The organism is Thiofractor thiocamini (assembly GCF_055384375.1).
The window spans coordinates 2196931-2210485 of record NZ_AP042389.1 but is presented as its reverse complement, the minus strand read 5'-3'; the positions used below and the strand labels follow the sequence as shown (position 1 = coordinate 2210485).

The 13555-nt window shown below is 36.6% G+C and carries 12 protein-coding genes; all 12 read right to left on the bottom strand.

Features of this window, described 5'->3' with window-relative positions; genetic code table 11:
- Positions 1-34: 34 nt before the first annotated feature.
- Entirely contained in the window at positions 35-619 is a 585-nt protein-coding gene (locus tag ACZ47B_RS11135) for a response regulator transcription factor (RefSeq protein WP_464894597.1), read from the bottom strand.
- Entirely contained in the window at positions 616-1947 is a 1332-nt protein-coding gene (locus ACZ47B_RS11130; RefSeq protein ID WP_464894596.1) for an HlyD family type I secretion periplasmic adaptor subunit, read from the bottom strand. The genes ACZ47B_RS11135 and ACZ47B_RS11130 overlap by 4 nt, the downstream gene beginning before the upstream one ends.
- Positions 1940-4087: a type I secretion system permease/ATPase gene (locus tag ACZ47B_RS11125; protein ID WP_464894595.1), complete on the bottom strand. Its 2148-nt coding sequence runs from the start codon at positions 4085-4087 to the stop codon at positions 1940-1942. Before ACZ47B_RS11125 ends, ACZ47B_RS11130 begins: the two co-directional genes overlap by 8 nt.
- 10 nt (positions 4088-4097) lie before the next feature.
- A complete protein-coding gene (locus ACZ47B_RS11120; RefSeq protein ID WP_464894594.1) occupies positions 4098-5513 on the bottom strand; it encodes a TolC family outer membrane protein in 1416 nt (471 codons plus the stop codon).
- A 95-nt stretch (positions 5514-5608) separates the two neighbouring features.
- Positions 5609-5938: a branched-chain amino acid transporter permease gene (locus ACZ47B_RS11115; RefSeq protein ID WP_464894593.1), complete on the bottom strand. Its 330-nt coding sequence runs from the start codon at positions 5936-5938 to the stop codon at positions 5609-5611.
- The gene (locus ACZ47B_RS11110; RefSeq protein ID WP_464894592.1) at positions 5931-6614 is read right to left on the bottom strand and encodes an AzlC family ABC transporter permease; all 684 of its coding nucleotides are present in this window, start codon (positions 6612-6614) and stop codon (positions 5931-5933) included. Before ACZ47B_RS11110 ends, ACZ47B_RS11115 begins: the two co-directional genes overlap by 8 nt.
- Positions 6615-6648: 34 nt before the next feature.
- Positions 6649-7377, bottom strand: a complete 729-nt coding sequence (locus ACZ47B_RS11105; RefSeq protein WP_464895733.1) for an amino acid ABC transporter ATP-binding protein — start codon at positions 7375-7377, stop codon at positions 6649-6651.
- A 24-nt stretch (positions 7378-7401) separates the two neighbouring features.
- Entirely contained in the window at positions 7402-8484 is a 1083-nt protein-coding gene (locus ACZ47B_RS11100; RefSeq protein WP_464894591.1) for an amino acid ABC transporter permease, read from the bottom strand.
- Positions 8485-9639 carry an amino acid ABC transporter permease gene (locus tag ACZ47B_RS11095; protein WP_464894590.1) on the bottom strand — a complete coding sequence of 385 codons (1155 nt, stop codon included), beginning with the start codon at positions 9637-9639 and terminating at the stop codon, positions 8485-8487.
- Positions 9640-9711: 72 nt separating this feature from the next.
- The gene (locus ACZ47B_RS11090) at positions 9712-10734 is read right to left on the bottom strand and encodes an amino acid ABC transporter substrate-binding protein (RefSeq protein ID WP_464894589.1); all 1023 of its coding nucleotides are present in this window, start codon (positions 10732-10734) and stop codon (positions 9712-9714) included.
- Positions 10735-10976: 242 nt separating this feature from the next.
- Entirely contained in the window at positions 10977-13055 is a 2079-nt protein-coding gene (gene fusA / locus ACZ47B_RS11085; protein WP_464894588.1) for an elongation factor G, read from the bottom strand.
- A 15-nt stretch (positions 13056-13070) separates the two neighbouring features.
- On the bottom strand, positions 13071-13538 hold the full coding sequence (rpsG, locus tag ACZ47B_RS11080) for a 30S ribosomal protein S7 (protein ID WP_464894587.1): 468 nt from the start codon (positions 13536-13538) through the stop codon (positions 13071-13073).
- Positions 13539-13555 lie beyond the last annotated feature (17 nt).

The following is a 13555-nucleotide window of genomic DNA, read 5'->3' as shown; positions in this document are numbered from 1 at the left end:
AAAAAATTAAAGGGAAATATATAGTACTATGGTATTAGCGGAAATATAAAGCCAACTCAAATCGGTTGGAGACATGAAGTTTTTGAAATATGTTACTCAAATGGACCTTGACCGTCCTTTCTGAAATTTCAAGTTTTTGCGCTATTTGAGGGTTGTTAAGTCCGTTTAATACCTCTTTTGTTATCTCTTGTTCTCTTTTTGTAAGAATTTCATCTTTTTGAAACAATTCATCCTGATTTTCTTCTTGATGTATATTTTGTATCATCACATAGGTAAACTCCGGATATACCCATACATGGCCGTTTTTTACTGTCTCTATACAGGATATCAAATGAACCGGGAGCATGTAGGTATTGCCGTATGCTTTTGCCCCAAGACTTAAAACTCTTTTAGCGATTTCAACTTTTGGTACGCTCTCTAAAAGTATAAAGTCGATATTGTGCTTTGGATTTGATTTTAAAAAATTAAAAACCCTCTTCGAGCAGCTACTCAAGTCTGCAATGATCATTTTACGATCGGATATATCTTGTATAGTATCGACTTCTTTTATATCGTAATCTTTTAGTATGTCCGTCCATCTTTGAATGACATTCAAGTCATAACTCAGTATCTCTATCATCTTTCGGTAAATATATAATCTTTCGAATTTAACATAGGCTTGATGATATAATCAAGTATGGTTCTTTTTCCTGTTATTATATCTGCGCTAACTATCATACCGGGGATGATCTTGAGGCTTTTACCGTCATGCATCAATGTATCTTTATCCGTTTTTATCCTCACTATATAGTAAGTCTTGTTTTTCTTATCCGTAATGGTATCGGGACTTATTCCCACTACCTTCCCCTTCAAGCCTCCATATATAGAAAAATTGTATGCAGTGAATTTCACCAGTGCTTTTTGCCCGGGATATATAAAAGCTATATCCTTTGGTTTCACTTTTACTTCTACTATGAGATTTTTATCTTTAGGTACGATTTCCACTAGGTCCATACCCGGCTTGACTACTCCTCCTATAGTATTTACATATATCTTTTTCACTATCCCGTCCACCGGTGAAGTTATACTTGTTCTATTGACCGTATCCTGAAAAGCCTCTATCTTTTTCTTTATCCTCTCGAGTTCTCCCGACATATCGTTTAACTCTTTTTTGGATTTTGCGACAAATGCAAAATTGACCTCTCTCTCTTTGCTTTTTATCTCTTCGATGGAAGTTTTGATCTGAGGAATGGAGTTTATAGTATTGTCCAGATCGGTTTTTACATTATTCGCTTCTCTTTGCAGTTTCAAAAAGTCGACTTTTGATTTGATGCCCTCTTTTACCATAGGTTCACTGATCTTTATCTCCTCTTTTATGTAACCGTAACTTTTTTTGAGATTTTTTATTTTCGCTTTTGATTCTCTTAGTAAATCATATTTTTGAGTTATCTGTTTTTTTAAAGTATCTATCTTTGCTTTTAACTCCTGCATACTTGTTTTATACAAACTTATCTCTCTTTTGACTAGCGCAGGATGCTTCAAGGTAAAATCCTTATCATAATGTAATACTTTTAACTTTGACTGGGCTTGAAGTCTTGCTATCTTTGCTTCAAGTTCGATTCTTTTTGATTGAAACTGTGCCAAATCGGACTTTGACTTTATATTTTTTATCTTTAAAAGAATATCTCCTTTTTTAACACTTTCGCCCTCTTTGACAAGAATCTCCTCTATAATCCCTCCTTCAAGATTTTGCACGGTTTTATTTTCTCCCGAAGGGATGACTTTACCTGAGGATCTTACTATCTCGTCCACTTTCGCAATAGCTGCCCATCCTATGAACAACGCTATGGCCAAAATCCAAAAATATAGTATAAGTTTACTTCTTTTTGGGGTTTTATGCAAAACGGCAGCACTTAAACTCTCAAGATATTCTATCTCATGATCATGGATCTTTGTATCTTTATGCACTTTTTTTACCCTGTAATTTTCTCATAACCTCATCACGTGCACCATCAAGGTAAACTTCTCCTTCATGTAACACTATGACTCTGTCTACCGCATCCAAAAGTGAAAGTTTCTGTGTCGAGAGTATAATGGTCTTATCTTTTAGAGTTCTTTTAAATTCGTTTATAAAATTCATTTCACTTTGCTGATCCATGGCATTTGTCGGCTCATCCATGATGATAACTTGTGCATCTTTCAAAAGTGCTCTTGCGATTGCTACACTTTGTTTTTGACCTCCGGAGAGTCCATAGCCTTGTTCTCCTATATCCATATCGTATCCCTTTGGATGCTTTGTGCAAAATTCATGAACTCCGGCAATTTTTGAAGCCTCTATCATGTCACTGTCACTGATATGGGAAAGTCCGTATTTTATATTGTCCTTAAGAGTACCTCTAAAGAGTTTGACATGCTGATCGACATAGCTTATCCTGGCTCTTAAATCAGCCGGGTCTATCTGCCTTATATCTATATCATCGATCAAAACTGAGCCTGAAGTCGGTTCATAAAGGTTTAGTATAAGTTTCAAAAGTGTACTTTTACCTGAGCCGATTCTTCCAATGATACCTACTTTTTCGCCGGGTTTTATCTCGAAAGAGATATTTTTAAGAGATGCTTTCTCTTCATTAGGATAATTGAAACTTACATTTTTAAATATGATTTTACCGGTAAAATTTTCCATATTGACAAACTCTTTTGCCTCAGGTCTTTCAACTTCCTGGTTTACAATGCCGTCCATGATGTCATATACGCTTTTCATATCTTCATAATTCGCTATAAGCGAAGCTGCCTGACCCATGGGAGCTATGGTCCTTGAAACAAGTATGACTATAGCTATCAAATCACCCATTGTCATCTGGTTTTCTTTGATAAGGTAAACCCCCACAACTACAACAAATACTGTATTGAACTGTACCAAAAAAGAGGTCACTATAGGTATGGATGTCGAGAGTATCCTTGATGATAAACTTTTCTTGGCTATTTCAGCTGTAGACTCTTCCCAGTTCCATTGTACTTTGCTAGCAGCTCCCAAAGTCTTTATGGCATCTATGTTGTGTAGTGCCTCTATAAGTACTCCATTTTTTTGTGCTGCGGCTTGGTGGGTTTGTTCGATTCTTTTATAAAGTGGCTTTCTTATTAGTAAGGCATATCCCAGGATCAATACAATAGTTATAACCGGTACCCATACTATCGCACCGCCAAGATACCATATGACAAACAAAAACAGTACCGCAAAAGGTATATCTATAAAAGCCGTAAGAGTAGCGGAGGTAAGAAACGATCTTATGGAGTCAAAGTCCTTCAAGTTGCTTGCAAACGATCCGATTGAACGAGGAAAAACACTCATCTTCATATCCAAAACTTTCTCAAATATCACTGATGACATAATGATATCGGACTTTTTGGCAGCGATTTCCAAAAAGTAAGTCCTGGTAAATTTTAAAAAGACATCTAGTATATATATGACTATAACCCCTCCGGCAAAATACCACAAAGTTTCCACGGCTTGGTTTGGTATGACTCTGTTGTAAACATTTCTGGTAAAAAGCGGGGTGGCCAGGACAAATATATTGATAAGTATAGATGCGAGTATAACGTCTTTATATATGTGTGCGGAGTACTTTAATGTACTCCAAAACCAATGTTTTGTATTGAGATTTACTCTTTTATGATCGAAATCTCCATATTTGTAAACTCTTTTTAGTAAAAAACCGTATCCACTGTACTCTTCTTGGAGTTTATCGGTATCTACCCACTCATAGCTTTCGGTATACGGAAATATAATCTTCGCTTGTTTTCTGTCTTTTGAAAAAGCCTCGAGTATACATGCGTCTCTGTTTTTTAAAAGTATGATCATGGGCAGAAAAAGCTGAGAGATATCTTTGATATTTTTTTGCACCAAAGAAGAGTGCAGTCCGGCTCTCTTGGCTGCTCTTGACATGAGGCTTTTAGAATTTTTAATCGAAAAAAGCTCGCTCGAGTTGCCATCGTCCAAAGGAAGACCGTAAGTGAGCGAATCTACAGAGTGCGGTTTGTGATAAAGTTTAGTAAAAAGTGCCAAAGCACTCACTAGTGAGTTTACATTTTGATTGTCACTTTTTACCATTTTTATCTCTTTAGTGCTTTTTTATTTTTATATTTTTTTCCAAAGCCTTTGTGAATTCATCATTTTTCTTTATCTCCACTTTTGGGTAAATATCCTCTTTCGAATTTTTATCCTGTAAAAAGCCTACATTTTTATAGACCGGATTTATATCTCCAAGTATAGAAGCGACCATGCTTCCCATGGCATCGAGTATTCTGTATTTTGAAAAAAGATAATTGTATGAAGCCGTAGTAATCTGAGATTTGGCATTTATTAGGTCATTTTGAGCTGAAAGCAGATCGAGTAAAGACCTTCTGCCAAGGTCATACTCTTTTGAATAAAGTCTTAATGTACTCAAAGCATACTTTTTATACTCTTTTAAATGTTGCAACTGCTGCTTTGTCATTTTATAAGCATTCCACGATAGATCATAACTCTCTATGGTTTGTCTTATAAGATCATTTTTTATCTGGATTTCCTGATTGATCTTGCTTGTGCCTTTTTGGATTCTTTCTTTGTCGGAAAACCCTCTGAAGAGATTCCATGTTACTTTCACCACTGCCCTGAACCTTGTATCTTTACCATCGATTCCACCGGTATTCTTACTCCACGATTCTCTGGCTTCAAGATCGATTTTTGGATAATATGCACTCTTTTTTTCCAGCCTGTCTTCCTGGGCTACTTTTATATTGTATCTTTGAACCAAAATTGACGGATTGTGAGATATTGCAAACTTTTTACCTTCTTCGTAATTTGACGGCAGTTTATAGGAAAAAACCGGTCTTACAAGATCATTCGGATCGGCTTTGATACCATAATAGTATTTTAACTGATATAGTGAGTCTTGAAGATTGTTTTGCTGAACTGTATAGTTTGAGTACGCAAGTGACAAAGAGGCATTTATCTTTTCCAATTCTGACTTGGTCGTAAGTCCTGAATCATAAAGTTTTTTTACTTTTTTCTGTATAGCTTTGTTTATATCGATATTTTGCTTGGCGATATTAAGTAGTTCCCTGTTCTTTAAAACCTGCAGATAATAATTGACTAGGTTGAAACTTATATCGTTTACTTTCTCTATATAGTTGTATGCTGCAGCTGCAGCTCTAGCCTGATGGGTTCTTATCTGATGGGTCGTACTCCATCCGTTAAAGATATTTTCCACAAAAATCAAAGAACTTTCATATATGTGCGATCCCTTATCACTAAATCCGGTTCCTTGGTTATTTATCCTTTCATATCCTATACCGCCAAGATAATCAAGCGTAGGAAGCCAACCTGATTTTGCTATCTTTATATCCTGCAATGTTGTGTTGTAATTTTTTACTCGCTCTTTGATGACGGGGTTGTCTTTTAAGATTTTTTGGATGGATTGCTTTAATGTCGTTGCATTCAGGGTCATATTTGAAGCTAAAGCAAGCAAGATATATAAACTGATTTTTTTCTTCATTTTTTTCCTTAATTCATTTTGTAAAAGTTTGAAGATATTATACAATCATATTGTGTAGAAAATATATAAAAAATGTGAAGAATATGAATTTGCTATTATATTGTCACAAATTGTATCAAAATCATATAAAAAACCGTTCCACCAAATATAGATAAAAGATAATTGCCAAATTTCAAATGCAGCAGTATCGTAACAAGTATGGCCGTTATCTCTTTAAGTCCATATGGCACTGTGGTAAAATCAACATTACCAAGAGTATAAAAAACCAGTATTGTCATTATAACCGGAGGGAAGTTTTTTTCTATGAAAAGTATAAATTTAGGAGGCTTGTGCTTTATAAAGAAAAGAAATGGAAAAACTCTTGTGATATAGTTTGCAACAGCCATCACAAGGATGGCCAAAAGCAGATACTCATGACTAGACATCTTCGATTCTTTTTTTCAATAAAAACATACCGACAAGCGCAAAAAATATGGAAACAACAAGCATATCGCTTTTTGGAACTATTACAAATCCTAAAATACTCACGACACCGCCCAAAACAAAAGGGGTAAGTTTTTTTATCTGTTTATACTGCTCAATTGCCAAAACTATAAATAGTGCGGTCAGTGAAAAATCCAGTCCTTTGGTATTGAACTGCACACTGTTTCCAAATAGAGATCCGGCAATTGTACCGCTTATCCAGTATGATTGATTGAGCATACCAAGATAAAGATAATACCACTTTTTCTTTATATTATCCGGAGTTTTTATGGTTGTCAAAAGCGCATATGTCTCATCGGTCAATGCAAAAATAATATATGGTTTTAAAACAGCTTTTTTAAATTTTTGCAAAAGCGATAGTCCGTAAAACGATTGTCTTAGATTTACCATAAGTGAAGCTATGAATATATCCAAAAATCCGGCTTTTGCACTCAAAAGAGAAACTGCCAAAAACTGTAAAGCTCCGGCGTATATAACAAATGACATTAGTACGGCAATGTACCATTCAAGTCCGCTTGATACCGCCAAAAGTCCAAATGCAAACCCAAGCACCGTATATCCCATCATTACAGGTATCGATACTTTAAATGCTATTTTAAATTCTCTTTTATGAAACATTGAAGTTCTTAAAAGGCATCCGTAAAGATACCTTTTAGTGGGAAAGGATTTGACTTAAGAAAAGTTTCAGTCTATCTGATTCGGGATTTTCAAAGAAAGTATCAGGGTCGTTTTCTTCTATGATTTGACCGGACTCCATAAACACTACCCTATCAGCTACTTTTTTTGCAAAACCCATCTCGTGAGTTACACATATCATAGTTCTCTCTTCCTGGGCTAACTCAACCATGACATCCAGAACTTCCGCTACCATTTCAGGATCAAGTGCTGAAGTCGGTTCGTCAAAAAGCATAACGGAAGGATTTTTGCAAAGGCTTCTTGCGATTGCCACTCTTTGTTGCTGACCACCACTTAACTGGTTTGGATACTTTTTGGCTTGATCGGCGATACCTACTCTTTCAAGATATTTCATAGCAGTTTCTATGGCTTCTTTTTTAGGTGTTTTTTTAACCCATATAGGAGCCAATGTAAGATTGTCTAATACCGTCAAATGTGGAAAAAGGTTAAAATGCTGAAAAACCATGGCGACATCTTCTCTTATCGCTTTGATCTTTTTTACATCGTCGCAAACTTCTATGCCATCAACCGTTATAGTTCCCTCTTGAAACTGCTCTAGATAATTTATACATCTTATAAGAGTGGATTTTCCAGAGCCTGAAGGTCCGCATACTACCACGATCTCACCTTTTTTGACATTCATGTTTATATCTTTTAAGACATGAAAGTCGCCATACCATTTATTTAAATTTTTTATCTCTATTATATTATCTTTTTCCATTTTTTTATCCTACTTCAAATCAGTGTTAAATCTATCTTCTAAATGCTTGCTGTACTTACTCATAGCAAAACAGAATACCCAGAATATTATCGTTACAAATACATAACCCTCTTTTTCAAAACCAAGCCAGTGAGTATCACTACTTGTTAACTGTACCATTGCCAAAAGATCAAAAAGTCCGATGATAAGAACAAGTGTAGTATCCTGGAACAGTGCTATGAACGATCCTACAAGGTTTGGAATGGCCACTTTAAGTGCTTGGGGAAGTATCACAAGCAACATCTTTTGCCAATACGAAAGTCCTATGGCATCTGCCGCTTCATACTGTCCTTTTGATATGGACTGCAAACCGCCTCTTATGATCTCGGCTATATATGCAGCTTGAAAAAACGATATACCTATCAATGCTCTTAAGAGTTTGTTAAATGTCACACCCTCCGGAAAAAACAGGGGAAGGATAACCGATGACATGAAAAGTATGGTTATTAGAGGTACGCCTCTTATGAACTCGATATAAGTAACGCTTACACTTTTTATGATCGGTAGATTCGACTGTCTTCCAAAAGCTAAAACGATACCTATAGGAAACGATGCTATGATGCCAACCCCTGCAACAAGGATGGTTAGCATCAATCCTCCCCATTTGTTCGTATCTACCACGCTAAGCCCGAATGCCCCGCCACGTATCAGAAAAAAAGTTACGATCATATATAAAGTAAATATAGCTATCTTTGCTATATTGTTTTTTATAAATTTGAAAGAGAGTATTACTACTCCAAAAAGTATATATACCGTATTTGGTCTCCAGTGCAAATCAAGCGGGTAAAATCCATACATGTACATATCCCACTTTGCCTTTATAAACAGCCAGCAAGCTCCGTCTCCTGTACAATCAGCCCTGCTGTTCCCGACAAAATGAGCATCAAGCAATGCCCATTTTACAAATGGAGGGATTATAAGATATAAAAAATAAATCCCAAGTAGTGTCATAGCGCTATTTAGAGGAGTTGAAAAAAGATTTTCCCTAAGCCATCTTATGGCACCTCTTGAAGTTATCGGAGCCGGTTTTTCTTGAACTTTTTCATATACCATTTATCGCTCCTTTATCTTCATTTTGTAGTTTATCAAGTTCAGTATCGCTGAAACTATGAGGCTGATTACAAGATATACCGCCATAGTCATCGATATCATTTCTATGGCTTGTCCCACCTGGTTTAATGCCGTTCCCGCAAATACCGTAACAACCTCGGGATATCCTATGGCTGTTGCCAAAGATGAGTTCTTAACGATATTAAGATATTGATTTATGGTCGGCGGGATTGCTATCCTTATCGCCTGGGGTAGTATAACAAGCTTAAGAGACTGATATGGAGTCAATCCTATGGAAGCTGCTGCCTCTTTTTGTCCTTTTTTTACTGCCTCTATACCACTTCTTATGGCCTCAGCTATAAAAGTCGCGGTATATATTGTCAGTGCGAAAGCAAGTGCCAAAAATTCTGGTGAAAAAACTTTTCCGCCTTTGAAATTGAACCCATGGAGTTTTGGTATATCCCAAACTATATGATTTGGAGCAAAAAGGTAGAATATATACGGTACCACTAGAAGTATAAGTATGCCCCAAGGCAAAAAGAAAAATTCCTCTCCGGTCTCTTCTTGTCTTTTGTTAAGCCATTTGTTTATAAAGTAAACTATCACAATGGCGACTATAACTCCGGTAAGTATAAACCATCCGCTTTCACCAAATATAGGCCTTGGTACTATAAATCCACGGTTATTCAAAAATATCTTATCTAAAAATTCCATACTTTTTCTTGGTGGCGGAAGAGTTGCCAATACTACGTTGTACCAAAAAAGTATCTGAAGCAAGATGGGGATGTTTCTAAAAGTATCTATATATGCTGAAGCAAGCTTTGCTATAAGCCAGTTTTTTGAAAGTCTTGCGACACCTATGATAAGTCCCAGGACGGTAGATAATACTATGGCCCAGAAAGATACTATAAGAGTATTTAAGACACCTACTTCAAAAACAGTCCAGTAAGTTGAAGTTTCACTATACGGTATAGGTGACTCATTTATCGCGAATCCGGCAGTCGTATCAAGAAAAGCAAAACCTGTTCTTATGCCTCTTTGTTCTATATTGTGCATTGTATTGACACCAATATACCACAAAAAGGCAACCAATCCTATAACAGTCAAAAATTGAAACAGAATACCTCTTACTTTTTGATTTCTCAAAAGTGATAACATTTTTCTCCTTTTTTATATATATACAGGGGGATGATCCCCTGTATACTTGATTTCATATTGTTTAGATAAAGATTATCTAAACGGAGGAGAATATTGAAGACCGCCTTTTGTCCAAAGAGCGTTTAGTCCTCTTTTTATCTTAAGTGGAGTTTTAGGTCCGACATTTCTATCAAAAGATTCACCATAGTTACCAACTTGTTTTATAACATTGTACAACCAATCTTTCTTAAGATGAAGATTTGCTGCCATATTTCCTTCAACGCCCAACATTCTTCTTACTTCAGGATCTTTTGAATGAGCTCTCATATCATCGACATTTTTACTAGTTATACCTTTTTCTTCTGCGCTTACTAGTCCGAAAAGTGTCCATTTTACTATATTGAACCACTCATCATCACCTTGTCTTACAACTGGTCCCAAAGGCTCTTTTGAAATGATTTCAGGAAGTACTACTGATTTTTCAGGATTTTTCATCTTGACTCTTAGAGAGTAAAGTTGAGACTGATCAGTTGTTAAGACATCACATCTTCCTGTTTCATAACCATTTAAAACCTGATCGTTGGTATCATAAGAGACAAGTTTATATTTCATACCGTGACTTCTAAAATAATCAGCCAAGTTAAGTTCGGTTGTAGTACCGGCTTGCAAACAAACTGAAGCTCCGTCAAGCTCCAAAGCACTTTTTACGCCGATTGATTTATGAACCATAAAACCTTGTCCGTCATAGTAGTTAACTCCGGCAAAGTTAAGACCCAAAGATGTATCTCTTGTTTCTGTCCATGTTGTATTTCTTGAAAGAAGATCTATCTCACCTGATTGAAGTGCTGTAAATCTCTCTTTTGCGTTTAGGTTTACATACTTGACTTTACTTGCATCCCCCAAAACAGCGGCAGCTACCGCTCTACAGATATCAACGTCCAAACCTTTCCATTTTCCGCTGCTGTCAGCTTCGGCAAATCCCGGAAGTCCTGTGTTGATTCCGCACTTTAAAAACCCTTGTTTAACTGTATCTGCCAATGTTCCTGCATTTGCACTCAATGCCAACGTTGAAGCGGCAAGCAAAGCAGATATGGCTACTTTTGAAAGTATTTTCATATTTTCTCCTTCATATATTTTTCACTTATATTATACTAGCTTATTATTCAAAGTGGTTGAGAATTTACAAAATGTTATCTTTCTTTTCATTTTTGTTGAAAAATTGTTACATATAGTGACAAGTGAAATAAGGGATGATATTTAATATGTTGCTAAAATGTTTTACATTTAGTGAATCAGAGTGAAATGTTTTAGTAGAGATAGTCAAACGGAAATTTTCTCCGTTTGACTATATATTTTATTTATCCGTTTCTTTTTTTGATGATCTCTTCAGCTACATTCTTTGGAACTTCTTCATAATGATCAAATTCCATAGAGTATGTAGCTCTACCCTGGGTAGAACTTCTAAGATCAGTTGAGTATCCGAACATTTCAGAAAGTGGTACGAATGCATCCACTATCTTGTTTCCGCCTCTTTCATCCATGGCATTTATCTGACCTCTTCTTCTGTTAAGGTCACCTATAACATCACCCATGAACTCTTCAGGAACTTCAACTTCCACTTTCATGATCGGCTCTAGGATGATAGGATTTGCTTTTCTAGCACCCTCTTTAAAACACATGGAAGCTGCAAGTTTAAACGCCATCTCACTAGAGTCAACATCATGGTAACTACCGTCATATAGTGTAACTTTTACATCTTCTACAGGATAACCGGCAAGTACACCGCCTTGCATTGCTTCTTGAACACCTTTGTCAACTGCAGGGATATATTCTCTAGGAACCACACCACCTTTGATTTCATTGACAAATTCATATCCGCTACCTTGCTCCATAGGCTCAAGTTTTAGGAATACATGACCATACTGACCTCTACCGCCTGATTGCTTGGCGTATTTGTACTCTTGCTCAACCGGTGCTTTGATAGTTTCTCTATAAGCGACTTGAGGCTGTCCTACTTCCGCATCAACTTTAAATTCTCTTAGCATTCTATCCACAAGTATCTCAAGGTGCAATTCGCCCATACCGCTTATGATAGTTTGACCACTCTCTTCATCGGTTTGAACTCTAAAGCTTGGATCTTCTTGGGCAAGTTTTTGTAAAGCTATACCCATTTTTTCCTGATCTGCTTTAGTTTTTGGCTCAACCGCAACTGAGATAACAGGATCAGGGAAATCCATCTTTTCTAAGATTACTTTATCTTTTTCATCTGCAAGCGTATCACCGGTCAGTGTATCTTTTAGACCGACTACTGCACCGATTTCACCGGCGTATAACTCTTTTATCTCTTCTCTTTTATTTGAGTGCATTTTAAGAAGTCTTCCGACTCTCTCTTTTTTACCCTTAGTAGTGTTATAAACATAGCTGCCGCTTTCAAGCACACCTCTGTAAACCCTAACAAATGTCAACTGCCCTACAAAAGGATCTGTCATGATCTTAAATGCAAGTGCTGCAAAAGGACCGTCATCAGTTGATTTTACTTCTGTTTTTGTACCATCTTCATACTCACCGTTGATGTGAGCTACTTCAGTAGGAGCCGGCATATACTCTACAACTGCATCAAGAAGCGGTTGAACACCTTTATTTTTAAATGCCGTTCCACAAGTCATAGGTACCAAATCAAGTGATAAACATCCGGCTTTTATGCCTTTTTTTATCTCTTCTACAGTTAGCTCTTCACCGCCAAGATACTTTTCCATCAAATCATCATCGGTTTCAGAGATAGCTTCTATAAGTTTTTCCCTGTATTCATCGGCTTTTTCTTGAAGATCTGCAGGTATATCAACTACTTCATACTTTGATCCCATAGCTGCTTCATCTTCCCAAACATAAGCTTTCATTTCAACAAGATCAACAACACCTTTGAAGTTGTCTTCAGCACCTATAGGAAGTTGTATTGGCACTGGATTGGCTTTAAGCCTCTCTTTTATCTGTCTTTCGACTTCATAAAAGTTAGCTCCGACTCTATCCATCTTGTTAACAAATACCATTCTTGGTACTTCGTATCTGTTTGCTTGTCTCCAAACTGTTTCACTTTGAGGTTGAACTCCACCGACTGCACAAAAAACTGCAACAGCACCGTCAAGTACCCTCATACTTCTTTCAACTTCTATGGTAAAGTCAACGTGTCCGGGAGTGTCTATGATATTTATCTGGTGATCTTTCCAAAAGCATGTAGTAGCAGCAGAAGTGATAGTGATACCTCTCTCTTTTTCCTGCTCCATCCAGTCCATTGTAGCTGCACCGTCATGAACTTCACCTATTTTGTGGCTGATACCTGTATAAAACAGAATCCTCTCGGTTGTAGTTGTTTTACCTGCATCTATGTGAGCAGCGATTCCTATATTTCTTACTTTATCTATGGGTGTTTTTCTTGCCATTATATGTTCCTTTTGTTACCAAGCATAGTGAGCAAATGCTTTATTTGCTTCAGCCATTTTATAGGTATCTTCTTTCTTCTTATAAGCCGCACCTCTACTGTTTGCCGCATCAAGTAGCTCATTTGCAAGTCTATCTTTCATAAGTCTTTCACTTCTTCTTCTTGCATAAGTTATAAGCCATCTGATAGCCAGTGACTGCTGACGTGCCGGTCTAACCTCTATAGGAACTTGATAAGTAGCACCGCCTACTCTTCTACTTTTAACTTCCATTACAGGTTTGATATTGTCTATCGCAGCATTAAATACGTCGATACCTTTTTCTTCACCTTTTTTCTCTATGGTTTCAAGTGCTTCATAAAAAATTTTTGTAGCAACACTTTTTTTACCGTCTTTCATAAGTGAATTGATAAATTTTGTGATTATTTTACTGTTGTATATCGGATCAGGTAGTACTTCTCTGACCTGTGCTCTTCTTCTTCTCATTTATATTCCTTCAATTT